This window comes from Pseudomonadota bacterium, from assembly GCA_030859565.1.
Classification (GTDB): Bacteria; Pseudomonadota; Gammaproteobacteria; order JACCXJ01; family JACCXJ01; genus USCg-Taylor.
Genome location: JALZJW010000020.1, coordinates 13,845 through 39,699 on the forward strand (window position 1 = coordinate 13,845; position 25,855 = coordinate 39,699).

Here is a 25,855-nt window from a genome sequence, read left to right on the forward strand (position 1 = left end):
CGACATGGCCCATGGCCAGGAACAGGGCCGAATCCGTGCCTTGTTTCACCGGCATCCAGAGATCGGCGAACTTGACGTATTCGGCGTAGTCGGGCGCCACCGCCACCACCTTGGTGCCCTTGTAGCGCACCTCGGCGTAGAAATGGGCATCGGGGGTGCGGGTCATGGGGAGGTTGGCCCCGCACACGATGATATAGCCCGCGTTGTACCAGTCCGCGGCCTCGGGGACGTCGGTCTGCTCGCCCCAGGTCTGGGGCGAGGAGGGCGGCAGATCGGCGTACCAGTCATAGAAGGACAACGGCACCCCGCCGATGAGCCCGAGGTAACGGGTCCCGGCCGCATAGCTGATCATGGACATGGCCGGGATGGGCGAGAAGCCGATCACCCGGTCCGGCCCATATTTTTGTATGGTGTAGACATTGGCCGCAGCGATAATCTCGGTGACCTCCTCCCAGTCGCTGCGCACGAAACCTCCCAGGCCTCGCACGCCGGTGTACCGGCGGCGCTTCTCGGGGTCCTCCTGGATCGCCGTCCAGGCTTCGACGGGGTCCAGACCGCGTTCGCGTTCGGCGCGATAGAGGTCGAGGAGGCGGCCGCGGATGAGCGGGTGCTTGACCCGGTGGGGGCTGTATAAATACCAGGAATAGCTGGCACCGCGCTGGCAGCCGCGCGGCTCATGGTCCGGTAGATCGGGGCGGGTGCGCGGGTAATCGGTCGCCTGCATCTCAAAGGCGACTAGCCCGTTCTTCACGTGGATGTTCCAGGAACAACTGCCGGTGCAGTTGACCCCGTGGGTGGAGCGCACCACCTTGTCGAAGCGCCAGCGGTTGCGATAGGTGTCCTCCCACCGGCGATCCTCGTTGGTAACGATGCCGTGGCCGTTCGAAAACGTGCCCTGGACCCGTTTGAAGAATCGCAGGCGGTCGAGAAAATGACTCATTGCTGCCTCCTGTTGGGCTCAATAGACGTCTTTGAGGTAACGCCCATCGGCCGCAAGCTTTTTGAAATACTGCGCCGCTCCTTCCTCGGACAGTTGCCCCGCCTGCACCGCGATCCGATGTAGGGCTGCATCCACATCGGGCGCCATCCGTGTGGCATCGCCGCAGACGTAGAAATAGGCGCCTTCCTGCAACCAGGCCCACAGCGTTTTGCTGTTTTGAATCATCCGGTGCTGGACATAGAGCTTGTCTTGCTGGTCGCGCGAGAAAGCCGTATCCAATTTCGTCAACAGACCCCCGCGCACGTATCTTTCTACCTCCTCTTCATAGAAGAAATCGGTTGCCGAATGCGGATTGCCGAAAACCAGCCAGTTTTTTCCTTTATGGCCTAGTGCCGCACGTTCCTCAAGGAAAGCACGGAAGGGGGCGATACCGGTGCCCGGGCCTACCATGATAATCGCGGCATCACCGTCTTGGGGCAGTCGAAAACTGTATCCGGCCTGAACATACACTCGGACTTGGTCACCGGCATTCAAAGCGTCGGCAAAATACGTTGACCCAACCCCTTTGCGTAAGCGCTTCTTGCGCCGATACTGCACGATACCCACCGTGAGATGCACCTCGTTTTTGTGTGCCCTCAAGGAGGAGGCGATCGAATAAAGCCGCGGTTGCAAGCGCCCGAGCTTAGGCACTAAGTCCGCGGCTCTTGGGCGGGGCGAGGGGTATTCTTCCAGTATATCGAGCAGATCCTGGCCTTGGTCCGCGCCTGCCTCTGCGAGCGCGCGCAAGGCGGCGGCCTGTTCGCTATCCGTGGCGTGCTCCGCCAGAAACTCGATCGATTCGTCGCTCGGCTTGGTGATATCGAATTCTGTTGCCAATGCTGCGCGCACCGACAGCGTGCTGCCGTTAAGCAATACCGGCTCCTCGCCGGTTGCGGCCAGTGCCTCCAGGATCGACTGCACGAGCGCCAGGCAATTGTGAGGGAAAACCCCTAGCGAGTCGCCGGGTTGGTACGCGATCCCGCTGCCTGTGAGGTCGATGGCGACATGCCGGGCTTCTTTTACCGAGCCGTTCTTGGTCAAGGGCGCGATGGCGATTGCTTTGGCGCTAAATGGATTCTTACGGCTGTATTTATCCCCGGGCGCCGCGGCTGGCGCAGGGCTCAAGACAGCGTCCTTGTCAGGGCCTTTGGCAAACAGCTCCTTCACCATCTTGCGGGTTTCTTTGCCCCCGGGCACACACAGCGTGAGATCACTTTCCGCGCCGGTGGCGATGGCCTCCGCATAGGTCTTGCAAAGGTAGCCGCATTGACCGCAGTCTTGTTGTCCCATCGCCGCCATCAGCTTAAGCCTGTACGGCATGTCCGCGGCGAGATCCATGCGTTGCGTTATGGGCATGGTGTCATCGTGCCAGGGGTAACCTTCCTTTTCCGCGACGGCGGCGGCGGGCTCGAGGTTTGGCGTGACGCTCTCTTCTATGCCCAAGACGCCTGCGAAGAAGCCGTCCAGCCACGCGCGTTGGGCGGGGCTAAAGGGGGCATTCTCTGGAATCAAGCTGATCGGCATGGCCTATTCAGGCGGCTTGGACGGTTTTCTGATTCATGAGATCGAGCAATTCTTCCTTGGAATGCCTGTCGGCAAACTCCGCGAAGCCTTCGTCCTTAGCCTTACGGTGGGTCAAATACGCTGCCAACAGCTTTTCGATGAAGGCAGGCGCCTGCTCTGCCACCACATTACGCGCCAGCTCTGCGGCCAAGCGTCGGCTCTCGCCATAGCCACCGCCAACATAGATGTGGTATCCCTCGGTATCCTCTTCATCGTCGCCTCCCGATACCTTACAGGCAAGCAGACCGATATCCCCGATATAGTGTTGGGCACAAGAGTTGTGGCAACCGGTCAGATGAATATTAATCGGCAGATCAAGCTTAATTCGTTCCTCTACAAACTGCGCGATCTGTGTGGCGTGGTACTTCGTGTTAGAGGCCGAGAACTTGCAGCCTGTGTTGCCGGTGCAGGCGACCAAGCCCGCGCGAATGTTGTTGGTGGAGAAATCTAGACCCAGATCTTTGATCGCCGACTTAGCGGCCCCGAGGTGTTTTCTGTTTACATCCGAAATCAAGAGATTCTGCCAAACCGTGAGCCGTATCGTTCCGCTGCCGTAGAGCTCAGCGACATCGGCTAGCCCTCGCATTTGCTCTACACTGAGCCTTCCGACTTCGAGCACGACGCCGATGTAATAGCAATCTTCCTGAGTTTGCTTATGGACACCGATATGCCCCAGTTTGTTGATGGGCGCGCGTGGTTCGCATTCATCCAGAGGCAGGCGCTGCAGATCGAAGGGCAGCCGTTTTTTCACCTCCGCCATGAATCTATCCAGCCCCCAGCTATCGAGCACGTATTTCAGTCGCGCCTTGGTGCGGTCGGTGCGATCGCCGGACTCTATGAATACCCGGACCACCGCAGCGGCCACGCTCGTGCATTCTTCCGGTTTCAAGATAACACCCGTGTCGCGGGCAAAGTCCTGATGACCGGTAATGCCGCCGAGCTGGAGCCGAAAGTAAACCCGTGGCTTCAGGGACTTGCCCTCACCGACACGCACCGCGACGAAGCCGATATCGTTGGTGTCCTCCAGCACGCTGATGCGGCCGCCGCCATCGAACGCGATATTGAACTTACGCGGCAATCCGTACAGCTCGCGGTGATTGAGGATGTAGTAATGGAGCTCGCGTGCCCAAGGGCGGGTGTCTATGATCTCTTGGGGATCGATGCCGGCGGTGGGGGAACCGGTGATGTTGCGTATATTGTCCGCCCCCGCCCCCCGGTTGATGATGCCAAGCTCGTAGAGCCCCATGAGCACGCTCGGCCCGTCCCTGGCCCCGATCTCCCGGATCTGCAGGTTGGCCCGGGTGGTGACATGCGCATATCCCCCCGCGTGGCGCTGTGCCAGATCGGCTACGCCGCGGAGCTGATGGGCGTTTAATATCCCATTTGGCAGCCGCAGCCGGCACATGTACGCATCTTGCGCCGGGGCGGTATAGAACAAGCCGAAAAACTTGGTGCAGAACACATCGGCGCCTTTAGGGAATTCGCCGGCTTGCGCCCTGTTTACGAATTCTTGCCACCGATCCAGCGGGTGTTTCTCTCTTTTGGCTTTTTCCTCTGCTACTAGCTGTTTGCCTTGCGCGAGGAATCGGTCCTGCGCTTGGTGATGAGTTGCCTCTGGCCCCACCGGCACAGCGGCCGCCATTTGTGGGGCTTCCGCGATTGCCTGCAGGGTCCCCGGCGACTTCAGCTTCTGCCCGATCTGGAGGCCACTGGTGAAACCTTCAAGATAGCGCTTTTGTTCGTCTGTAAATGCTTGGTCAGTCACGATCGCCTAACGCCTATCCCGCTGCCGCGACTTGAGCCATTTGATACCCCGGCACGACCGGTCCGAAGATTTGGTTGTTCCAAACGCCGCACTCGCCGATTCCGCGACGTGGGGTCTCGAGTTCTAGATGCTTCAAGGCGTTGGCCGCCTCCAGACCGAGCAAACCGCCCCCGACCACGACCCCGTTGCGGCTCGCTTGCGCCTTGGCGATTGAGCTTGTGGCCCACCATGCCGTTACCGATGATTACTAGGCGTGTTTTCGTCTGCATACCCTACCTCCGCGAACCACTTGTGCGTGGAAGCGACCCACCCGCCGTTTCCAAACCTGGGAAGATCCTAGTTCATCACAAACACCATACCAACCCGTGATGCTTCGATAACTCACTGAAACAACAGTCGTTTCACATTTTCCCCAAGCGTCCGCGCGCACATCGTTGGGGCGTAGACTCACGGTACGCACCAAAGCGGGGCACGGCCGACTCGCAAGCGACGGCGCTCGCGGCGTGCGGGCTGTGATTTTTCTCCCTGCGCCCATAGAGCGCGTATGATTGGGGGACTGAAATGCAAAGCTCGGATGGAATGGCGTGGAGCAGATCCTATTTTTGACGGGGAAACTAGCCGAGCGGGGTCTCGAACGGATCCTGCAGGCGATGCAACCGGCGGATTTTACCTACCGGGTATTAAACATCGGGGTGAATGTGGCGGCCTTGATGAGCGCCGAGATGATCAATCGCCGCTTGCAAAACGTGGATGAAATCGACCGCATCATCGTGCCCGGCTTGTGTGCGGGGGATCTCGATCAAAGCTCGCGCCGCTTCGGGATCCCGGTACTGCGGGGGCCCGAGGAGATGAAAGATCTGCCTGCCTTTTTCGGCCAAGGTGCCAAAGCCCGGCCGCTCGATCGCTACGCGATCCGGATTTTCGCGGAAATCGTCGATGCGCCCCGCATGGAGATCGAGGCGATCATCAAACAAGCCGATGCTTACGTGAGAGATGGCGCCGATGTCATCGATCTCGGTTGTTTGCCGGCGGTGCCTTTCCCGCACCTCGAAGCGTCGATCGCGGCGCTGCGCGAGCGCGGCTATCAAATCAGCGTCGATTCCTTGGAGACCGATGATCTTCTGCGCGGAGCGCGGTCAGGCGCCCACTATCTGCTGAGCCTAAAGGAAAGCACCGTCGATCTTGCCCGTGATGCCGACGCCGTGCCGGTGTTGATTCCGGAACGCGCGGGAGATCTGGATTCACTCTACCGGGCCATCGATGTCATGCTCGCGCGCGGCCAACCGTTTCTCGCCGACAGTGTTCTCGACCCCATACACTTCGGCCTGACGGAATCCTTGGTACGCTATAGCCAATTAAGACAACGTTATCCCGGCATCGAGATTATGATGGGAACCGGTAATCTCTCCGAGCTTACCGACGCCGATACCACCGGCCTTAATGCTTTCATGCTGGGGATCCTGTCCGAATTGCGGATCGATAACCTGTTGACGACCCAGGTCAGCGCGCACGCGCGATCGGTGGTCCGGGAACTCGACGTCGGGCGCCGGATCATGTTTGCCGCCCGCGAGGACACCAGCCTGCCTAAAGATTATGACGGCTCGCTGCTTACGATCCACGATCGCAAGCCGTTTCCGTATTCGGAGATGGAGATCGCCGAGACCGCCAAGGAGATCCGCGATCCCAGTTATCGCGTCCAGGTCTCCGAGGCGGGCATTCATGTATACAATCGCGACGGGATGGTCACGGCACGCGACCCTTTTGATCTATTTCCGCATCTGAAAGAATTGGAGAGCGATGCGCCGCATGCTTTTTATATGGGGGTCGAGCTGGCGCGCGCACAACTGGCCTGGCAACTGGGAAAACGTTACATGCAGGACGAGCCGCTCCGGTGGGGGTGCGCGGCGCGGGAGTCGGCGCGGCGCGATCCCCACGCGCTGCACGCCTACAAACCGTCCGGAAGCACGCTCGGGAAAGCGAAAAAGTAGGCGCATAGGATGATTCTTGAAGCCGTAATCACGACGCTGAACGAAGACGCGAGCCCGCATATCGCGCCGATGGGATTTCACTATGAGGGGCCGCGAGTCATCATCGCGCCGTTCCGCCCGTGCCGGACTTTATCCAATCTGGAGCGTCGCGGCGAGGCGGTGCTCAATCTGACTGACAATGTCGCGATAATCGCCGGGTGTTTAACCGGCCGGCGCTCGTGGCCGACGGCGCCGGTCGTTTCGATTCACGGCTGCCGGTTGGCGGATACCCTGGCGCATATCGAGGTCCGAGCGCTACGGGTGGAGTCCGATGAGCTGCGGCCAAGGTTTGTCTGCGAGGTCGTGCACGAACAGGCGCATCGGGCTTTCCAAGGTTTCAATCGCGCTCAGGGAGCCGTGATCGAAGCGGCGATCCTGGTCAGCCGTTTGTCCCGCTTGCCCGCGGCCAAGGTCGATGCCGAGATTGATTACCTGCGCACCGCGATTGACAAAACCGCGGGTGAGCGCGAGCGCGAGGCCTGGGCATGGCTGATGGAGCGCGTGCAGGCCTTTCGCCGCGGCCTAGGCGATGTCGCATGACCGGGTTTCTGGCGAGCGTCCAATCGATCGCCGAGGCCAGGACCGCGTTTCACGAAGGCGCGGATATCATCGATCTGAAGGCGCCTTCGCGAGGTGCCCTCGGCGCCGTGTCGTTTGCGACCATGCGTGAGGTCGTCGCGTGGGTCGAGGCGCGCCGGCCGGTGAGCGCAACAACAGGCGATCTTCCGGCGATTCCCAAGCGGGTGCGGCGCGCCGTGGCGGAAACGGCTGCCACCGGCGTCGCTTTCGTCAAGGTCGGGTTTTTTGAGTGCGATCGCCGGGCCGGCGTGCTCGCTGCGATTGAAGAGGAAGTAAAGCGGGGGGCGCGAGTGGTCGCGGTGCTGTTCGCCGACCGTGAAAGCAGTCCGGTTGCGGCCCTGCGCGCCTTTGCCGATCACGGGCTGGTGGGCGCCATGGTCGATACGGCCGAGAAGCGCGGCCCGGGTCTGCGCGCCTACCTCGACGAAGCTGAGCTTGCGGCCTTCGTTCAAGAATGCCGGCGGCTTGGGCTGTTTGCGGGACTCGCGGGATCGCTGCAAACTAACGATATTGAGCCGCTGATGGCTCTCGGCGCGGATTATCTCGGATTCCGAGGGGTGTTGTGCGACCGGCACCGGCGCACCGGCGCGCTCGACCCTAGGCGCGTGAAACATATTCGCATGCGCATCTCCGCTTATAGGGTTAAAATACCGGGAGCGACTATTACACGCGAGGAGACCTGTGATGGGCTGGCGAATTAAGCAACACGAAGAAACGTATACCGATGAAGAAGTCGAAGCGAGGCTCAAGGAGGAACTCCCGCATTGGTATCTGGAAGAGGGTTGGATCAGGCGCAAATATAAGACGTCGGGCTGGAAAGGCACGCTCATGGTGGTCAACACCGTGGGGCACCTGGCGGAAGCGGCTTTTCATCACCCCGACCTCACTGTGTCCTATGCCTTCGTTATCGTAAAGCTCATGAACCACGCGGCCAAAGGCATCACCAATAAAGATTTTGATCTCGCTAGAAAAATCGAACAAGTGGTGATGTGGCAGCCCGGCAAGGAAGAGGGCAGTGCGCTTGAGGGGACGCCGGAGGATCCGCGCTTCAAGTACATCAAGTACGACTAGGATAAGGCACATGAACGACACATCCGATGTAATCGCCGGCAAAAGCAGCAATACCGTATGGCATGAGGCAACAATTAACCGGCCGCGGCGGGAGCAGCGCAATGGGCATAAAGGCGCGATCATTTGGCTGACCGGGTTATCGGGGTCCGGCAAATCGACGCTTGCCCATGCCTTGGAGGACCGCCTGTTCGCGATGGGATGCAATACCTATGTGTGTGACGGGGACAATATCCGCCACGGATTATGCGGCGATTTAGGCTTTTCACCCCAGGATCGGGTCGAAAACATCCGCCGCATCGGGGAGGTGGTCAAGCTCTTCATGGATGCCGGGGTGATTGCGATGACGGCCTTCATCTCGCCGTATCGCGCCGATCGGGATCGGGCGCGAAAGCTGGTTGGGCCGGGAGATTTTATCGAAGTGTACTGTGAGTGCGCGATCGAGGTTTGCGAACAGCGCGACGTCAAGGGCTTGTATCGCCGCGCGCGGGCCGGGGAGATCAAAGAGTTTACGGGAATATCAGCGCCCTATGAGGAACCTGAAAATCCGGAGCTACGCATCAACTCGGGGGCAGAACCGGTCGAGCGTTGCGTTCAACGGATTATCGATCATCTCGTGGCGCAAGGCGTCGTGCCAGCCTAGAATCACATGAATCTGAGCCTGGCCCTGATCCTCGGCGTGACTTTGTCGGGCGCCTCAAAGGCCCATGACTATCCAACGCTCGATCGGGTCGATCGGGTGCTGACCTGCATGGCCAAGCAGGGAGGGCAGACGGTCGATAATCTCTATGCGTGTGCGTGCGAAATCGATGCGATCGCCGTAGCGATCCGCTTCGATGATTACGTAGAGGCGACCACTTTTCGCAGCTTTCGCGCGATGCCGGGGGAGCGCGGGGGCCTGTTTCGGGATTCACAAAGAGGCAAGGCGCTCGTGGCACGGCTAGAGGAAGCGGAGCGGGCCGCTGCTCGTACCTGTTTCTTCCGGGGTGCGCGGGTATCCGGCAAGACCGCGGGGAGGCGGTAACTCCCAACGGGCGCGAATCGATTAGAACCGCGCAGTCGCTTCCCCGCTTAACTTGTTGATGAATCGACTCGATTCGTTATAATTTTCCCAACAACAACGGGCAACTGCGTATAATCACTACCAACCGAGTGTACACTATCCGAGCGTGGCAGGGAATTATGGCATTCACTCCTTGCGCCTTTGCGATCTCTGAGGCGCCTGGAGAATAAGAACTAGAGATCGACATAACATTGGAAGGAGGAGGTCATGAGAAAAACGCGTTTTCAGGGCATGCTCTTAGCAGCAATCGCCACGGCCGTACCGGTTATGGCACTCGCCAATGATGAGCTGCTCAAGCTGCAAGACAGCCCGAATTATTGGGTGATGCAAAATGGTGATTTTTGGGCTCAGCGCTATTCGAAGTTAGACCAAATAAACGCCGCGAACGCCTCGAAGCTGCAGGCGGCTTGGACGTTTTCGACCGGTGTCCTGCGTGGGCACGAAGGCGGCCCGCTGGTGCTCCCGGGCAGTGCGACCGGCCTCGCTCACGATACGCTTTACGTCAATGCGCCATTCCCCAACAACGTTTTCGCGATAAACCTGGATAACCTGGAGGTCGTGTGGGAATACATCCCGGTGCAAAACTACGATGAGACCGTCCCGGTTATGTGCTGCGATACGGTTAATCGCGGTGTGGCCTATGCTGACGGCAAGATCTTTATGCAACAGGCAAACACCGTGTTGGTGGCTCTCGATGCCAAAACCGGTAAGAAAGTATGGTCGGTCAAGAACGGTGATCCCAAGAAGGGAGCGACGGCCACCAATGCTCCCCATGTCATTAAGGACAAGGTCTTTACCGGGATCAGCGGCGGGGAGTTCGGGGTGCACGGCTTCCTCGCGGCTTACAACATCAAAGACGGTAAGTTGGCGTGGAAGGCGTTCAGCACGGGACCCGATGACCAGATGCTCATTGATCCGGAAAAGACCACCGAGTTGGGCAAACCCGTCGGCAAGGATTCAAGCCTTAAGACTTGGAAAGGCGATCAGTGGAAGACCGGCGGCGGTACGACCTGGGGCTGGTATACCTACGATAAAGCGCTGAACCTGGTCTATTACGGTTCCGGTAACCCGGGTACTTGGAACCCCGTTGTCCGCCCCGGCGACAACAAGTGGTCGATGACCATTTTCGCGCGCGATGTCGACACCGGTGCCGCCAAGTGGGTCTACCAGATGACGCCCCACGATGAATGGGACTTCGACGGCGTCAACGAAATGATCCTCGCGGATATCAAGGTAAAGGGCGAAGATCGCAAAGCCCTCGTGCATTTCGACCGCAACGGGTTCGCTTATACGCTGGATCGGGTCACCGGCGAACTGCTCGTGGCCGAAAAATATGATCCCTCCGTCAACTGGGCTACCCACGTCGATATGAAGACCGGCCGGCCGGAGGTGGTGGCCCGGTACAGCCCCCAAAAGAACGGCGAAGACGTCAACACCACCAACATCTGTCCGGCGGCGCTCGGGACCAAGGACCAGCAACCGGCGGCCTTCTCGCCGCGCACGGGGCTCTTCTATGTGCCCACGAACCATTTGTGCATGGATTACGAGCCGGTGAGCGGCGGCGAGTACACCGCGGGTCAGCCTTATGTCAACGCGGTGCTCAATATGTTTCCGGCGGGCAAGGTTACGGGCGATGGGACCAACAACCTGGGTAATTTCATCGCCTGGGACGCCGGCACCGGTAAGATCAAATGGTCGATTCCGGAGCGCTTCTCGGTGTGGAGCGGCGCCCTGGCCACGGCGGGTGACGTGGTTTTCTACGGAACCCTGGACGGTTATATCAAGTGCATCGATGCCAAGAGCGGTAAGGAGCTTTGGAAGTTCAAGACCCCTTCCGGCATCATCGGCAATCTAAACACCTGGACGCACAAGGATAAGCAGTATGTCGGCGTGCTCTCCGGCGTTGGCGGTTGGGCGGGTATCGGCATGGCCGCCGGTCTCATCGAGGATACCGAGGGTTTAGGCGCGGTAGGCGCGTATAAGGGATTGAGTAGCTATACGCGTCTCGGCGGTGTGTTGAGTGTCTTCAGCTTGCCCTGAGATACAAACGCGTAGTAATTGAACCCCGGCAACTGGTGTTGCCGGGGTTTTTTGAGGGTGGAGAATATGCGAGGAACGGCTAAAATTATAGCTCTTGGATGCCTAGGGGTAACGCTCGCCGCCTGCGGCGAATCGTCGGATCTCTCAGAAGAGCAGCAGGTCAGGAAATCACTCGAGGGGGTTAACCGTATGCTGGCGAACCGGAAGGGACCGGACGATCCCGCGACGGAAGGCTTGGAACAAATGAAGGCCGAGCTTGAACGAAAGCTCGCCGAAGTGACCGCCAAGCAGGCCGAATAACAATAGTGGCAGATGGTCCTATTTCCGGCGGCGAACCGGTGGAGGTTCCTCAAAGTGAATGATGCGGCGCGCGCTTCGGCGCTGTGGATCGCTATCGTCCGCGGGCGTCATTCTCGCGCCGTGTTCGTAGCGCTTGGTGTCCGCCACCTGCGAGACTGTCGGGATTTCCAGCGAGCCGGGGATAGCGTTGCCGCGCTGAGCTCGCTCGTTCGCGGGTTCATGATCCGCAGGAAGCGTTGCTTGTGAGGCCGAGCCGGCGGGCTCGTGACCGGAGGGATTGGCGAAGCGGTCGTTGAGGCTCTCGACGTAGCGGTCGGCGTCGCTGAGCACGCGGATAATGCCGCGCTGAGACCGTCGCCCCCATCCCACGGGCGTCGTACGAAAAAGCGAGCACATAAAGCGCGTGTTTTGCCTGAACCCGCGTATCAAGGAGTCTTTGATTTCTTGGGATAAGGCTTCTCGTCGCAGTCCTTTGATGACGGTCTTGGCGGCGAGTTGGCGCAACGCAAAATGAGGGTAAACTAAAAGCCCGATCACCACCGCGGCGCCAGCGAGTTGGAGGAAATCGGGAAGGTTTTGCAGCCACGCAGGAGAACCATCGGCCCACCACCCGGCGGAAATACCCGATGCCAGGAGTAAGCTGAATACAAATCCGTAGACGAGCGCGTCCAACAGCAAAACGCGTAGTTTCCATTTTCGTTTGGTCGCGCTAATCCTCGGCACGAAATCCTCTTGGATGGCCTTAGCCGTCTTTTCCAGGACACCGATAATACGGTAGCAGCGCTCCACCTCGACCTGTTGCATCCGGCCGACGAGCTCCGCCATATCGACGCCCCTTTTTTGCTCGAATCGCTGCCGCAGATTATCATCGTCGATCGGGTTGGCCGCTTCCAGGTTGTAAATGCGGTAAAAACGTCCGGCCGTCAATCCAGCGCTCGCCAAGGCGCGTTGCCAAGCCGCGAAGACTTCTTCGGGATTGTCTTCGCGGGCGGTCGCATCGATTTGATTGAGCACAAACAGAAACTTGTTGGAGTCGGGCCTGCTAATGGTCTCGGCGACCAGATGCTGGAGGGTGTCTTTCATTGCCCCCGGTTCCGGATGCCGGGCATCGAAAAACACCAGCACCAGATCGGAGAGATCGATGATATGGTTCGTGATCCGCAAGGTCGAAGTCCGTTGCAGATCCGCGTCGAATCCGGGGGAATCGATTAATATCTTACCCCGGAGAGCTTCGCTCGGACAGGTTTTGAGCTGCAGATAGGCATCCACACGCCGGCCTTCGCCCTGGGCCACCGCTTCGATGTCGCGGCTTATGTTGTAAAACGGAAAGCGTGGATCGGCGTCGAGCGCGAGGCCCGGTAAGATCCGGGGCGTAGCGTCGGTGCTGAAACAGATCACAGTAAACTTGTCGTCTACCGCCTGATTGCCGGTGAGTTGCAGCTTGTAGCGTAGATAATCGTTGATAAACGTAGACTTGCCCGAGGAAAACGTTCCAAGTACCGAAAGCAGGGGCCACCAAGGCACGCGGGTGGCGTAGGAGTCCCCAAGATCGAGCAGACCCATGCGGTAGGCGACGGCGTCCAACGTCCGGAAGCTCTTGACCACATCGAGCAGGATCGGGTTTTCTTGCGCTAAATGGCTTTCTAAGCGCTGCAGACGTTGTGTTAGGTTTAAACGGACATTGCCGGCCATGAGGTGCTCCTGCCTTACCCGCGCAGCGCTTGATAATGGCTCTTGCGCCGTCGCGGGTAACTTTTGTACTTAGCTGCGTTAGTGCGTGGCAACGATGCTTTATATGCTTAGATTAGTATAACACGCGCCACTTTTAGGGGCAGATCCGTGGTCCCTGGGTAGGCGGTCGCGCATGGCAATGAAGGAAGTATGACTTTGGGAGAAGACTTGCGATCGAGTCCGCGTCAGCGTGCGGCTGAGATCATCGCACGCAAATTGCCGTACGCGCGCGGGCATCACCGCGATAAACTGCTCGGGGGGCGGCGGATCGAGGAGTGGTTTAGCGGTGAATATCCTGATCTCGAGGGATTACTGAACGCCCTCGCGGAATCACCCTATGTGAATGCCGCGGCGCCCGAGAGCAGCCGTTTGATTTCAGATCTGATCTCGGCACGCGGGCCGATGTTTCGGGTATTTACCGAGGAAGAGATCGGAATTGTGGTCGAATGGATCCGCACATTGAGATCGACGGGCGGTCCGGTCCCCCGAGGCAACGTAGAACCGCAGGCGCGCGACGACGGCCGAGGGGATGACACCGGCCCGTGGCCTGGCACGGGTGTGGGCGAGCCTGAGAGCGCATCGGCGAGCCCGGCCCAAGACGCAAGGTCGGTGCGCCTGGACAAACGGCTGCTTTATTATCAACTGGTCAACGTGGAACGCTGTCCCGAGTCTGTCCGCCCGGCGAAGCACTACGTCGCGCGTTGTCTCGCCCGCGCACGACGGGCCATGTGGCTGTCCCGGCTTTATCCGGAATTACGTCCTTTCGAGTACAGCCGCGCTGCGTTCGAACATAGGATCGAGGTAAGCTATCGCGAGGCCGTGGATGCCTATCGGCCCTTTGTCCCTCCGCCGCGCCTGTCCAGAGAGGAGTATCTGTGGCTATTCGTGCAACTGGCGCCATTGATCCTCGTCGATGGGTGCTGGCTGCGCAACGTCGGCTGCCTCTACGCATGCCACCCAGGGATCGCGGCGGGTTTAGTTAAGATCTACGCCGATGAGGTGGGTGGCGGGGACCACGACGCGAGTCACGCCGCTATTTTTCGCGAGCTGTTGCGATCGGAAGGCATCGATCTTCCGGAAGTCTCATCGGATGAGTTCATTCGCTATGGTAAATTTACTTCGTCGATATTCGAGCTCCCGCTGTATTTGCTGTCCATCTCCCAATATCCTCGGACGTTCCTGCCGGAGTTGCTCGGGCTCAATCTAGCCATCGAGCTGAGCGGCCTCGGTGCATTTTACATGGGGCTCGTCGATGAGCTGAGCTATTGGCGCATCGATCCGCGCATCATCACTGTCCACATCGCGAGCGACAACCTCGCGAGTGGTCATGCGGCACTGGCCAAGGCGGCGATTGGCACCTATCTCGACGAGCTGGGCGCGAGTTATGGAGAGCGAGAAGTGCAGCGGCACTGGCGGCGGGTATGGCGCGGTTATGTATCCCTGCGGGTCGTGGCCGCGAAAACGTGGTTCGACCTCTTGATCCGCTTCGTCTCCAGGTTCGGGCTCAAGCGTGTACAACGGCGGTGGGTCACTTAAGAGTTTGTGAAAAAACCGTCGCGAGCGAAGGGAGGTCGTGTTGCATCCTCGGCGCGCCAAACAGGGCCATTCCCTGGCCCTGGCTTTCCGCCGGAGCGCAGCAACCGCAGTGTATGTTGAAATACATGAGGATTCCGAGCACCGCCGGAACGCGAGATCCCGAGCGCAGTAGGTTTTTTCACAAACTCTAAGGAAGCCGTGCGTATCGTGTCGTAGGATGAAGCCGTATTACATCGGATTAGCGACCACTTTCCACGATCCGGCCCTGGCCATCGTGGATGCGGAGGGCGAGATCGTATTCGCCGAGGCGGCCGAACGCTTCCTGCAAAATAAACGCGCGATCAATGCGGAGCCTGATCATTTATTTAGGATCGCCGATCTCATCAAGGAGTATTGCGAGCAAGACGCCGAATTTACGATCGCCCGCTCGTGGAGCGCACGCGCGAGCCGCCTCCCGTTTCTGGCCGGCGTGGCAAGCCGGCTCGGCCTGCTGAGTCCGGGCTGGCTCCCGCGCGCCCCGCTCGACGGCTGGTCGCGCACGCTGCTGATGCGGCGCTACCAGCTTTATCATCTCATGCTGTGCGTGCGGAGCGCGCATCTCAAAGCCGGGGCTAACCTTGCGCTCGTCATGCGGCATCGCTTTGGAAATCGCAAGCTTCGCTTCTTGAATTTCGACCATCACCTCACGCACGCGGCCTATGCTTGTTACGGCAGCCCGTTTTCGGAGGCCGTGTGCATGATCGTCGATGGTACCGGAGAGCAGGGCTCGATAAGCTGCTACGCATATAGGAACGGGCGTCTGCATCGCTTGTCCCGCCACCAAGGCCCGGAAAGCTTGGGCGGGTTTTATATGCTCATCACGGAGTTATGCGGTTTCTCGAGCTTCGGCGGGGAGGAGTGGAAGGTGATGGGTCTCGCGCCCTATGGCCGCACCGACGAAGAGCTCTATCGCTTGCTAAGGCCGATGATCAAGGTCGCCGGATGCGGCTTGAGCTACCCACCGATGCGTCAGCTTCGCGCAGCGCTTACGCGGCTTTGCAGGTATCGGCGGGCCGAAGGCGCATCTGCATTAGAAGCCGCCGATCTCGCCCATACCTGGCAGCGGGTTTTTTCTGAGATCATGGACGAGTTGTTGCAGAATCTCTACGAAGAAACCCGCGTCGACAACCTCGTTCTTAGCGGCGGTTGTGCACTGAACTCATCTTATGCGGGCCGGGTTTTTGAACGCACACCGTTTAAGCGTTTGCATATCCCTAGCGCACCCGCCGACGACGGCAACGCCGTGGGCGCGGCTTTACTCGCCCACGGGAAGACAGTGGGGCCGCGCAAGGCCCGACAGCGATTGTTCTCACCCTATCTCGGATCTCGGCTGTCGGCCGAGACCCTGACGAACGTGGCAAGGTGGAGCGGTCTACGGACCTTACGCCATTTTCCCGAAACGGTGCATTTGGAGGCGGCCAGGCGGCTTGCCGAAGGAAAAATTCTCGGCTGGATCCAGGAGCGTGCGGAATTCGGTCCGCGCGCGCTCGGTAACCGTTCAATCTTGGCCGATCCGCGCTTGGGCGAGATGAAAGATCGATTAAACCGGGAGGTAAAATTCCGCGAGGAGTTCCGGCCTTTCGCGCCGGCTATCTTGCACGAGTACGGCGAGGAGTATTTCGAGAACTATCAGGAGTCCCCGTACATGGAGCGAACGCTGCGCTTCAGGCAAGAAGTGCGTGCAAAAGTGCCGGCGGTGGTACACGTGGACGGCACCGGGCGCTTGCAGACCGTGAAACGGGAATGGAATGCCCGTTTTCACGCACTCATCGAGGCTTTCCACCGCTTGACGAACATACCGCTCCTGCTCAATACGTCATTTAATATCATGGGTAAGCCGATGGTCCACACCGTTGAAGACGCATTGGCGGTTTTTTTTACCACGGGAATGGATGCCTTGGTGATCGAGGATTATTTGCTTGAAAAATAGGCTTGTCCGTAGAATTGTTGGGCGGGCCGAGCGACGGCCCATCACTTGGCACCCGCATCATCCCGGAAGTAGTCGTCCAGCGATTTCTGTGCAGCCTGCTGATCGGGTAGGGTGTCGTCTATCCGGATAAAAACGGGCTTCATTCGAAGAAGATCAGAATCCAGGTCGTCTGCATCAAACTTGCCTTTATCGGTTCCCAAACGACGACCCGTGTCGTTGGGACTGGCGGCTTTACGGGCCTTGGCTTGGACCGGAGGCCCCGCATACCGGCCACGTTGGCCCATCATCCTCTGTTCGGCTTCGGCGAGCGGGCTCGACTTAATTAAGGTCAAGTCTTTCACTGCCACCGTCGCATCGGCTAAAGCCATACCAGCCAAGGAAAACTCGAACGCGAAATCGTGGAATTGCACCCGGTCACCGTGGGTGAGGCAGACCGGGCGGATGACTGTATAACCGTTCAAGGACGTGCAGTTTTTGCTGTTCTGATCGACTAGCCAGAAACCGTGATGCTCGCGTTCTATGACCGCGTGGCGACGGCCTATAGAGGGTCGGTTGATTACGATATGGGTAACGCGTTCACTGGGCGGAACGCGTCCGATGAGGGTAATCGCACCCAGTTCGTGACGTTCGCACCCGGTGACGCCACTGAGATCGTATAAGAACGCCTGGGGCAGCTGCGCTTCGGGCGGCGACTTTAAAGCCGGTTTGGACTTGCGGGTCCGAAGAAGTACCCCGATCAGCACGAGGATCCCCCCAACGAGCACCAGCGCCACGATGCTAAATGCAGGCGGCTCGAGGGCGACGACAGAAGGAGGAGCGGCCGCGGTGGTACGCTCGGTCTGAGCAGATTCGGTGGCGGGGGTAGTTGCGGTTTGAGCCCCTTCGGTTACGATGGCACTCCCGCTCTCGATCGGTTCGGATGAGGTGGTGTCGGTGGTCGGCGGTAGCGGTGTCTTTTCAGCCACTCCCGGTGGCGAGACGGTCTTGGCTAGATTAGAAGGCGCTGGGTCAAGCTCAAGGGGAACCGCCTGTGGAGGCTCCGGCTTTGCTTCGACGGGCTGTTTAGCTTTCGGCTCGACGGGTAGTTGCACTACGTCCTCGGTAAAAAAAGTATCCGCGACCTGTGCAAATACACCGGCTACATCCGCAGCCTGCTGGGCCAGGAAATAGCGCCCACCGGTGCGCTGTGCGATTTCTTGCAGCAACTCCACATCAGAGCGGCCAGATAGAGAAATCGTAAAAATTTTGATGCCGGTCTCGGCCGCGTCGCGAGTCAGCGTCTCACGCAACCACCGCGTCAGTTTAAGATCTCGGGCCTTACGGCCCGTATCGACTACATCGTCGTTTAATAACACGATCGATTTGGCAGCCCCCGACCGTCCGTTGATCTTAAGCTCTTGGATGGCCCGCTCCACCGCCGCGGGTGTGTTGGTCCAAGGGCCCCGATAGTTAAGCTGGGCCAGGTTGACTCGCCTGACCCGCCTCGCGTCGCGATCCGGGACAAGCGCTAAGGGGCTAGCCAGGAGTTGCTCGTCAAAGATCACGAGGGAGACCCGGGCGTTATCCGGCATGCCCTCAACAAACCGTTCCACCGCCTTTTTGCTCAGGAACTGTGGGTCGAGGGGCTTCATGCTGCCGGAGTTGTCCAGCACCAACACCGTGTCCCTGGGCGCAGTGTCGGATTCGCTGGCAGCGGGTGGCGCGGCTGCTAGAGTGGAAATAGCTAAAGCATTTAATGCGGTACCGGCGAATAACAATAACCCCGAGCACCGGCGGACTAAACGTTGCATGGTCCCTACCCCCCTTTAATTTTTGGAAGCTAAAGCGGGTTAGTTCAGCAACCTGTGCCGCTAAGGGCCCTCACGCATTCAGCGAACCCCCCTCTCACTCGCCGTATCGCATAGGGATAAACGATACAATACCATAACTCCTCGCCTCATCAATAAGGCTCTCGGGTAAGGGTGCGAGAAGTGCTGTTATCGGATTTAATGACATCATTTTAAGTTTTGCGGCATCGTAGAATGTGAAATTCAAGCGGATCGCTTCCTCCCTTTTCAGGACTCAAAGACTATGCATAGCACTAAGCAAATCGCCAGAGAGGTGGGTATCGGCACGGAGGTGAGCGTCGCCGGGACACAGCCGGATGTCCTCCCGAGGGAACCGCGTTGACGGGAGAGGATGAGTGGCTTTAATTAAGGAAAGTGGCGGCAGTGTAGGCGAGGGCGCCCTGCTCAACGGGCGTTTTGAGCTCATCAAGTGCGTCGGCGCCGGGGGCATGAGCACGGTATACAAGGCGCTGGATCGGCGCAAGCTGGTGTTCGATAATCGCGAGCCCTATGTGGCGGTAAAGATCTTAAACCCGCGCTTTGCGCCTGACTCAGAGCGACTGGGGGCGCTGCAGCTGGAGGTCGAGCGCTGCCAGAGGCTAGTGCATCCGAATATCGTTAGGGTGTATGAGTTTCACCGCGAGGGCCCCATCGCGTATATGAGCATGGAGTGCCTCTACGGTGAGCCGCTGACGCAGCGTATTCGCCATGACGACTTCAAGGGCCTGCCGCCAGGGGAGGCGCTGCGCATCGTCGATGCCATGGGGCAGGCGTTGGGCTTTGCACACAGCCAGGGGATCGTGCACTGCGATTTTAAGCCGGGCAATGTGTTCCTCACCGAGGCGGGTGAGGTCAAGCTGATCGACTTTGGGATTGCGCGTACGTTTCGCGATCCCGAGGAGGCGGCCTCGAGGGAGTGCTCGTTCGAGGCAGTGAGCCCCGCCTACGCCAGCCCGGACATTCTAGAGGGGTGGGAACCTGATCCCCGCGACGATGTATACGCCTTGGCGTGCACGGCGTATGAATTGCTGAGTGGCGCGCATCCTTTCGCCTACAAATCGGCGATAGAGGCGCGGGAGGCCGGACTAACGGTCGAGCAATGTGCGGAACTGACCCGAGGGCAATGGAAGGCCCTGCGCGGCGGGCTGTCGTTTGAGCGAGATAAAAGAACGCCCACCATAGAGCAGTTCCTCGAAGAGTTCATTCGCGGGGACCGCCCGCGGCGGCGTGTGTCCATCGCAATGGGTCTTGTGGCATTCCTCATGGTGTTTGCGGTATTGATTTGGCGGCTGAACGAATCAGTGATCAAGGAGTGGCTCTCGCCAACCTCGAGCGGCTCGGGCGTGCCTACCCCTGGGGGCCGCCTGTCTGAGGCTAAGGATGAGAGCACGGCCACCCGACCCTCTGTACAACGCAGCGTTGCCCAGAGGGAGTCACAGCGGGAGCCGCCCCCTGCTCAGAGGCTACCGCCAGGTGAAGACGACGTCGGAGAAGCTCTTCAGGCGCTCTTAGTGCCCGAAGCCTCATCGGAAGGCCCCCTGGGGGAGGCAGAGGTTGTACGGCCTGGCGGGGAGTCGGCCGTGGCCGCGAGGAGGGCTGAAACTGTTGCCGATGAGGCTGGATCCTCGGCCGAGAAGATCGTAGCGGACGCAGAGGACACCGCACCCTTGACCAGCAGGGTGGGGCCTATCGTTGGCGAACAGGCGTCGGAAACCGGGGCGGTGTCCTCACGGGACAGTGAGCACGCAGCCACGGCGTTGAGTGAGAAGGAGCGTGTGTCCAAACTCTTGGCTCTGGCAAAGGCGCAAATGGCAACAGAGCACTTAACCACACCCGCGGGAAACGCGGCGTATGAAAGCTATCAGGCGGTCTTAGCACTGGTTCCCAGACATCAGGGCGCCGCCGAGGGCATTGAGCGAATCAAAGGACAGTATGAAACATGGGCGCAAGCGGCTCGCCGGAGGGGCGATTGGGAGCGGGCGCAAGTCAACCTAGAACAGGCCTTGGCGATTAAGCCTCAGGACAGGCAAGTGATCAAGGCGCTGCGCGAGTTAAAAAAAGCACGAACCTCAAAGAAGGAGAAGGCGAGAGGCAAGATGGAAACGGAACTAGGGCAGGCACTTAACGAGGCTACACATCGTTTTCAAGAGCTGGAAAATCGTTTGGCTCAGGCACGGCGATCCGAGCATTGACGTGTGTTAGTCAATACCTTCTCTGACAGTTGTGGTAGGTTTCGTATTGGGGACGATCAAGGAGCGCGAGTATCGCCCCAACACGCGACGCGGCCGTTGGGGCGTACCCCGCAGGTGTGGTAGCCGCCCGCAGTGATTTGAATGAACTCGCCCACTGCGGCGAGCGCCTGTCCATAGTTGTTTTTCCCCCAGCACTCTACGCGGCCGTCGGGGCGCAGCCCACAGGTATGCAGGTATCCCGCACTGACCTGGACGAAGCTACCGGCCCGCGGTGTGCTTTGTCCATCCGAGTTGGACCCCCAGCACTGTGCGTGCCTATCCGGATGTAGCCCGCAGGTGTGCATGCCACCCGCACTGACTTCCATGAAGAGGGCCCCGGGGGCGGTTACCTGTCCATCTGAGTTGAGCCCCCAGCATTGCACGTGGCCATCGGGGCGTAGCCCGCAGGTGTGTACGCCACCGCTGCTGAGCTCGCGAAAGGCATCCTCGGTGGGCGTTCCTTGGTGGGAATGGCTGTTCCCCCAGCACTCTACGCGGCCATTGGGGCGCAGCCCGCAGGTATGCAGGTATCCCGCACTGACCCGGATGAAGCTACCGGCCGGCGGCCTGGTTTGCCTATCTGAGTCAGATCCCCAGCACACTACCTTACCGTCGGGACGCAGCCCGCAGGCGTGCATGTACCCTGCACTGATCCGCGTGAAGGGCGGTCCGGGAGCTTTTACCTGCCCATCCTTGTTGGATCCCCAGCATTGAACGTGACCGTTATTCTGCCGCTGACAGCTGCGTAAGCCGCCTGCGCTTACACGTCCGAGACCTAGGCTATCGCTAGGAGGGCTAGCCTGTTTATCGCGGTTTTCTCCCCAACACTCGACCCGCCCGGTGGAGCGTACCGCGCAGCTGTGATAGCCGCCCGCGGCAACTTCTATGAACACACCGTTCGGCACATCGCTTTGTTTCCAGTTATTGTTCCCCCAGCAGGCCACCTGACCCTCGGGCCGCAGCCCACAGGTGTGGTAGCGGCCCGCGCTAAGCTGGGTGAATGCACCGGGCGGGGGGCTGCTCTGACCATAGAAATCACTTCCCCAGCAAGCGGCGCTGCCATCGGCACGCCGCCCACAGGAATGCAACTGGCCGGCAGCGATTTGGACGAAACTGCCGGGCGGAGGCGTCGATTGTCGAAAAAACAACCAATTGCTCCCCCAGCACCTCACTGTGCCATCGGGGCGCACCCCACAGGTGTGCCAGCTCCCCGCGCTGAGGTGGGTGAACAGGCCATGGGGGGGCGTTGCTTGTCCATAGCTTCTGTCACCCCAGCATTCCACGCGGCCATCGGGGCGAATCCCACAGGTATGGGATTGGCCAGCGCTGACTTCGGTAAAGCCACCACTCGGTGGGGTTGCTTGTCCAAGATCGTTATGCCCCCAACAAGTCACGGCACCATCGGAGCGCAATCCGCAGGTGTGCTCAAAGCCAGCACTGAGCTGGACGAAGTGGTGACTGAACGGCGGTGATGCTAGCGTACCCCAGCATACGCCCCTGCCGTCGAAGCGGAGCGCGCACGTATGCTTTCCGCCGGCGGTCAGTGTGGTCGCTGCGGCATAAGCTTGAACCACCGCTGTGATGCCGAGGAGCACCGGCAACACTACCCATAGAACAACGCTCACTCGTCGAAGGAGCCGGAGTTGACCTTCCCGCCCCCATTCAATACGGGCTGGCTATTGACCAATCTTAGGTTGTCAGTAAAGTCTACATCCGGTGGTCGGATTTGTGACGGAGCCGACATTTTGCATAACTTCCTAGAGATTTTTTTCGTTTTCGAGGATATTTAAAGAAAGCGTGCGGGTGTATACAAGAAAATGGGAGGCAAAGCAATGCCGAAATTACAACGATTATCGTGTCGTCGGGCCCATCAGTCTTACCCACGGCGATCGGGTGCGCTTCCACATTATTGAGTTCGAGTTTGCCTTGACCGGATTCAGCTTGGCAGACAAGACCACCGTCGTGGGGAGGACATTCAACTACGCGGGGTAGGGTCGTCGTCAGCGGGCGAGCGTTCCGTTTGCCCGCGGCTCGGATGCCAGAGCTTTCCCTACTAAACGACCCTCGGTATGAAAATCTCACTCTCCGACAGCGTAGACCATACGGCTTTTGCGTAGGTGCTTTTCTCGCACGATAACCTCACTCCAACGCCGCTTCCTCACGCTACCAAGGCGTACGAACAACTCCTTGGACGGGACTTTAACTCGCTAGATACCCTGCTGTTACCGCGAACGGTCAAGTCTCCCATTTTGCATAACGTGAAGGATGGGAGACTTGACCCCGTATTTCGTCTAGTCTTGCTTCGTCGATTGCCGTGTCATACCTGCGTTCTACGCAAAAGGTGGACGTTTTAACCGGTGCTCCGCACCCGGCGGACGGAGGGCAGCGCCGATGTCTCCCGTCTCCGCTCCTGGCTGTGGCTGTCCCCGTACTGAGCTTAGCGTATGATCTGCGCCACCGTGCGGTTCAGCCGCTTGACGTCGTGTAACGAGACCTCGACGAACTCGGGATAAGCGTCGGTCAGGTCCGCAAAGGTGATCGTGCCGCCCGGTTCGGTCGTGCAGAAGACCTGCTCCACATCCCGCTGACGTACCGTCACGGCCAGATTGCCCGTTGCGCGCACGAAGAAGCGCACCAGGAAATCAAAGCCGAGCTCGGGATCATCCACCCGCTCCAATGTGCAGAAGCCGGGCGAACCGGTTACATCCGCCGTCGGCACGCCGGTTCGCCTGTGGGGCCCTCCGACCGAGACCAGCGTGGGCACGTTATCGGCATCGCGATCGATCACGCCGAAGACCATCGCGTCGCGCCGAGCACCCCCGCCATCAAACGCATCGCTGCCATCGCCGGGCGCCCAGATGTTGATGTCATTGCCCTTATCACCGAAGATAACATCGCTATTCGGCGCGACGCCCTGCTCCGTGCCGCCGATCAAGATGTCGGCGCCCGGCCCGCCGCGCAGCACATCGCTACCGAGCAGGCCGATGAGCACGTCGTTGCCGCCGCGGCCTTCCAGCACGTCGGTGTTGTTCAGGCTCTGGTTTACGTCGCTGTCGGCCGGTTGGATGTCCGGATTGTCTATATTGTCGTCATCGCGGCCGATCAGAACGTCGGCCTTGTTTGTGCCGGCCTGAAAAGCGGCCTGCACCGCCAGCGGCATCGTCAGTGCGAGTAGGACGAAGACGGCTTTTGCAGTGTGTATATTCATAGCTAGAACTCCTTAAACAAACGGTTGTGTAAACGACTACTCAGTGGCTGAACCAGGAAGCAGCGCTTTTCCAACGGCATAACCTCCGGCCATACGCGTGTGACGGGTTGAGAATGGCGGCACGTCCGTGTACCGTCATCAGCGAGTCAATCCCACAGCAACGAGCTTTTGACCGCCCTGGGTCAGTGCGATGTTGGTTGAACGGCTGGATGCGGCATACACGGGGGCCGGCAGGGCGGTCAACCTACTAATCAAACACACCATCGTGGCGATAGAGCGAAACGTCCATGTAACGCTTTGGCAGTGAGCTAGGCGTTTCATGCGTATTCTCCCGTCGTTGCAGTTGGATTAATGGGTACTCCTATTTCATACCCTTAGTTGGTCATCGAACAGTATTAAACTGAAAGTGCAAGTCACACGACAAACGTACGGTATATGACGTGCGTGACATTCGCGTGACATTTGAAAGATAGCAAAGCTTTTTGCAATGCACAAGGGACTGGGCAGGCACGATCATAGCCTGCGCGGAACGACTGGGGCCGAGCAGCATCGAAGTAAGCAACGCCTAAACCGGCGGAGGAGGACATATGAGCAGCTTTCGGATGAACCGGCGTGAATTCATCGGTGCAATCGGCGCGGCCGCCTTCGCGGCGGTTGCGAACACTCGGGCGGCAGAGAGCCCGTCGGTCGCCCCGGCCGGGATGCAGAAGCGCGCGATCCCTAGTAGCGGCGAACAGCTGCCGGTGATCGGCATGGGCACGTCGGGCACCTTCGACGTCGGCGCCACCGAGTCGGAGCGCGCGCCGCTGGTCGAGGTGCTGCGGCTGCTGTTCGACGGCGGCGGCAGCGTCATCGATACCGCGCCCAGCTACGGCCGCGCAGAGCCCGTGACCGGCGATCTGCTGCAGCAGGGCGATTGGCGCCAACGCGCCTTCCTCGCCACCAAGATTTCCGCGAGTGCAGGCGCGGGCGCGCGCGCGCAGTGGAACGGTTCGCTGGCAGACCTGCGCAGCGACAAGGTCGATCTCCTGCAGGTGCATAACCTGGTCGACTGGCGCGAGAACCTGGCGTTCCTGCGCGAGCTGAAGCAGGCCGGCCAGGTACGCTACGTCGGCGTCACGCATTATCTGGATCACGCCCACGACGAGCTCGCCCGGATCGTCCAGGCCGAGCGCATCGATTTCGTCCAGGTGAATTACTCCGCCGCAACGCGCTCCGCCGAAAAGCGGCTACTGCCGCTGTGCAAGGAGCGCGGCGTCGCCGTGCTGGTCAATCGTGCCTTCCTCGACGGCCGGCTATTCGATACGGTACCTGGGCGGGAAATACCCGCCTGGGCCGCCGAGATCGATTGCCGATCCTGGGCTCAGCTGTTCCTTAAGTTCGTGCTGGCGAATCCCGCGGTGACCGCGGTCATCCCGGCGACTTCCAAGGCCCGGCACATGCTCGACAACCTTGGCGCCGGCGTGGGCGCGGTCGCCGATGCCAAGTATCAGGATCGGATCGCGGCATTGGTGTCCTGAGGATGGCTCAGGATGCGGATGATCTGAGGCGCCGGTATTCGCCGCCAACGGAGTTCCTGCATCGCCTGCTCAAAGCCGATCGTGGCGAGCTGTCGGCCATCGTTGCGGGCTTCGGCATGTTCTTCTGCTTGTTCGCCGGATACTCCATGCTGCGGCCCCTGCGCGAAACCATGGGCATCACCGGCGGCGTGCAGAACCTGCAATGGCTGTTCACCGCGACCTTTCTGACGATGCTGCTGGCGGTGCCGGCCTACGGTGCGCTCAGCGCGGCCGTGCCGCGCGCGCGGCTCATTCCCTGGGTCTACGCGTTCTTCATCGCCAATCTGCTGGCGTTCACCGCTGGTTTCCGCACCCATCCTGAAAACGTCTGGCTGGCGCGCGTGTTCTACGTCTGGTTGTCGGTATTCAACCTGTTTGTTGTCTCGGTCGCCTGGAGCCTGATGGCGGACG

At 59.6% G+C, this 25,855-nt stretch carries 19 protein-coding genes and 2 pseudogenes; 13 read left to right on the forward strand and 8 right to left on the reverse strand.

Translation table 11 applies throughout. The features are described 5' to 3' along the window. From M3436_04780 to M3436_04795, 4 genes and pseudogenes are all read right to left on the reverse strand, one after another. Positions 1–940 (reverse strand): annotated as a pseudogene (locus M3436_04780) (molybdopterin-dependent oxidoreductase). A gap of 18 nt (positions 941–958) precedes the next feature. Continuing rightward, positions 959–2,503: a sulfite reductase subunit alpha gene (locus M3436_04785; GenBank protein MDQ3563471.1), complete on the reverse strand. Its 1,545-nt coding sequence runs from the start codon at positions 2,501–2,503 to the stop codon at positions 959–961. Positions 2,504–2,510: 7 nt separating this feature from the next. Continuing rightward, the gene (locus tag M3436_04790) at positions 2,511–4,307 is read right to left on the reverse strand and encodes a NirA family protein (protein ID MDQ3563472.1); all 1,797 of its coding nucleotides are present in this window, start codon (positions 4,305–4,307) and stop codon (positions 2,511–2,513) included. A 112-nt stretch (positions 4,308–4,419) separates the two neighbouring features. Next, positions 4,420–4,515, reverse strand: a pseudogene (locus M3436_04795) (NAD-binding protein). A gap of 376 nt (positions 4,516–4,891) precedes the next feature. Between M3436_04795 and M3436_04800 the strand changes: the two are divergent. From M3436_04800 to M3436_04830, 7 genes are all read left to right on the forward strand, one after another. Then, a complete protein-coding gene (locus M3436_04800) occupies positions 4,892–6,295 on the forward strand; it encodes a DUF6513 domain-containing protein (protein MDQ3563473.1) in 1,404 nt (467 codons plus the stop codon). A 9-nt stretch (positions 6,296–6,304) separates the two neighbouring features. After that, the gene (locus M3436_04805; protein ID MDQ3563474.1) at positions 6,305–6,874 is read left to right on the forward strand and encodes a DUF447 family protein; all 570 of its coding nucleotides are present in this window, start codon (positions 6,305–6,307) and stop codon (positions 6,872–6,874) included. Then, entirely contained in the window at positions 6,871–7,614 is a 744-nt protein-coding gene (locus M3436_04810; protein ID MDQ3563475.1) for a (5-formylfuran-3-yl)methyl phosphate synthase, read from the forward strand. The genes M3436_04805 and M3436_04810 overlap by 4 nt, the downstream gene beginning before the upstream one ends. Next, positions 7,598–7,984 carry a 4a-hydroxytetrahydrobiopterin dehydratase gene (locus M3436_04815; GenBank protein ID MDQ3563476.1) on the forward strand — a complete coding sequence of 129 codons (387 nt, stop codon included), beginning with the start codon at positions 7,598–7,600 and terminating at the stop codon, positions 7,982–7,984. Before M3436_04810 ends, M3436_04815 begins: the two co-directional genes overlap by 17 nt. 10 nt (positions 7,985–7,994) lie before the next feature. Continuing rightward, entirely contained in the window at positions 7,995–8,624 is a 630-nt protein-coding gene (gene cysC, locus M3436_04820; protein ID MDQ3563477.1) for an adenylyl-sulfate kinase, read from the forward strand. A gap of 6 nt (positions 8,625–8,630) precedes the next feature. After that, a complete protein-coding gene (locus M3436_04825) occupies positions 8,631–9,005 on the forward strand; it encodes a hypothetical protein (protein MDQ3563478.1) in 375 nt (124 codons plus the stop codon). Between the two features lie 270 nt (positions 9,006–9,275). Continuing rightward, a complete protein-coding gene (locus M3436_04830) occupies positions 9,276–11,084 on the forward strand; it encodes a methanol/ethanol family PQQ-dependent dehydrogenase (GenBank protein ID MDQ3563479.1) in 1,809 nt (602 codons plus the stop codon). A gap of 318 nt (positions 11,085–11,402) precedes the next feature. Here the strand turns inward: M3436_04830 and M3436_04835 are convergent, their stop codons facing one another. Continuing rightward, positions 11,403–13,076 carry a dynamin family protein gene (locus tag M3436_04835; GenBank protein MDQ3563480.1) on the reverse strand — a complete coding sequence of 558 codons (1,674 nt, stop codon included), beginning with the start codon at positions 13,074–13,076 and terminating at the stop codon, positions 11,403–11,405. 189 nt (positions 13,077–13,265) lie between these two features. Here M3436_04835 and M3436_04840 point away from each other — a divergent pair, with 189 nt between their 5' ends. Together M3436_04840 and M3436_04845 are read left to right on the forward strand one after the other, a co-directional pair. Then, the gene (locus M3436_04840) at positions 13,266–14,651 is read left to right on the forward strand and encodes an iron-containing redox enzyme family protein (protein MDQ3563481.1); all 1,386 of its coding nucleotides are present in this window, start codon (positions 13,266–13,268) and stop codon (positions 14,649–14,651) included. Between the two features lie 217 nt (positions 14,652–14,868). Next, complete coding sequence (locus tag M3436_04845; protein MDQ3563482.1) at positions 14,869–16,620, forward strand: nodulation protein nolNO; 1,752 nt, start codon at positions 14,869–14,871, stop codon at positions 16,618–16,620. Positions 16,621–16,661: 41 nt separating this feature from the next. Here M3436_04845 and M3436_04850 read toward each other — a convergent pair whose 3' ends face one another. Continuing rightward, entirely contained in the window at positions 16,662–18,410 is a 1,749-nt protein-coding gene (locus M3436_04850) for a VWA domain-containing protein (protein ID MDQ3563483.1), read from the reverse strand. A 392-nt stretch (positions 18,411–18,802) separates the two neighbouring features. Between M3436_04850 and M3436_04855 the strand changes: the two genes are divergently transcribed. Beyond that, positions 18,803–20,638, forward strand: a complete 1,836-nt coding sequence (locus M3436_04855; GenBank protein ID MDQ3563484.1) for a serine/threonine protein kinase — start codon at positions 18,803–18,805, stop codon at positions 20,636–20,638. A gap of 56 nt (positions 20,639–20,694) precedes the next feature. On the opposite strand, the gene M3436_04860 is transcribed toward M3436_04855, so the two are convergent. Then, a complete protein-coding gene (locus M3436_04860; protein MDQ3563485.1) occupies positions 20,695–22,302 on the reverse strand; it encodes a hypothetical protein in 1,608 nt (535 codons plus the stop codon). Positions 22,303–22,480: 178 nt separating this feature from the next. Between M3436_04860 and M3436_04865 the strand changes: the two genes are divergently transcribed. Then, positions 22,481–22,669: a hypothetical protein gene (locus tag M3436_04865; protein MDQ3563486.1), complete on the forward strand. Its 189-nt coding sequence runs from the start codon at positions 22,481–22,483 to the stop codon at positions 22,667–22,669. Between the two features lie 445 nt (positions 22,670–23,114). Here M3436_04865 and M3436_04870 read toward each other — a convergent pair whose 3' ends face one another. Beyond that, positions 23,115–23,885: a hypothetical protein gene (locus tag M3436_04870; GenBank protein ID MDQ3563487.1), complete on the reverse strand. Its 771-nt coding sequence runs from the start codon at positions 23,883–23,885 to the stop codon at positions 23,115–23,117. 587 nt (positions 23,886–24,472) lie between these two features. Here M3436_04870 and M3436_04875 point away from each other — a divergent pair. Together M3436_04875 and M3436_04880 are read left to right on the forward strand one after the other, a co-directional pair. Beyond that, positions 24,473–25,405, forward strand: a complete 933-nt coding sequence (locus tag M3436_04875; protein ID MDQ3563488.1) for an aldo/keto reductase — start codon at positions 24,473–24,475, stop codon at positions 25,403–25,405. Positions 25,406–25,407: 2 nt separating this feature from the next. Continuing rightward, the coding region (locus M3436_04880; protein MDQ3563489.1) for an MFS transporter at positions 25,408–25,855 on the forward strand (448 nt) is incomplete at its 3' end.

Excerpts from the sequence above, each read along its gene's own strand:
- M3436_04785 (MDQ3563471.1), bottom strand. The coding sequence starts at position 2,503 with ATGCCGATCAGCTTGATTCCAGAGAATGCCCCCTTTAGCCCCGCCCAA.
- M3436_04805 (MDQ3563474.1), top strand. The coding sequence starts at position 6,305 with ATGATTCTTGAAGCCGTAATCACGACGCTGAACGAAGACGCGAGCCCG.
- M3436_04810 (MDQ3563475.1), top strand. The coding sequence starts at position 6,871 with ATGACCGGGTTTCTGGCGAGCGTCCAATCGATCGCCGAGGCCAGGACC.
- M3436_04815 (MDQ3563476.1), top strand. The coding sequence starts at position 7,598 with ATGGGCTGGCGAATTAAGCAACACGAAGAAACGTATACCGATGAAGAA.
- cysC (MDQ3563477.1), top strand. The coding sequence starts at position 7,995 with ATGAACGACACATCCGATGTAATCGCCGGCAAAAGCAGCAATACCGTA.
- M3436_04825 (MDQ3563478.1), top strand. The coding sequence starts at position 8,631 with ATGAATCTGAGCCTGGCCCTGATCCTCGGCGTGACTTTGTCGGGCGCC.
- M3436_04830 (MDQ3563479.1), top strand. The coding sequence starts at position 9,276 with ATGCTCTTAGCAGCAATCGCCACGGCCGTACCGGTTATGGCACTCGCC.
- M3436_04835 (MDQ3563480.1), bottom strand. The coding sequence starts at position 13,076 with ATGGCCGGCAATGTCCGTTTAAACCTAACACAACGTCTGCAGCGCTTA.
- M3436_04840 (MDQ3563481.1), top strand. The coding sequence starts at position 13,266 with ATGACTTTGGGAGAAGACTTGCGATCGAGTCCGCGTCAGCGTGCGGCT.
- M3436_04845 (MDQ3563482.1), top strand. The coding sequence starts at position 14,869 with ATGAAGCCGTATTACATCGGATTAGCGACCACTTTCCACGATCCGGCC.
- M3436_04850 (MDQ3563483.1), bottom strand. The coding sequence starts at position 18,410 with ATGCAACGTTTAGTCCGCCGGTGCTCGGGGTTATTGTTATTCGCCGGT.
- M3436_04870 (MDQ3563487.1), bottom strand. The coding sequence starts at position 23,885 with ATGAATATACACACTGCAAAAGCCGTCTTCGTCCTACTCGCACTGACG.
- M3436_04875 (MDQ3563488.1), top strand. The coding sequence starts at position 24,473 with ATGAGCAGCTTTCGGATGAACCGGCGTGAATTCATCGGTGCAATCGGC.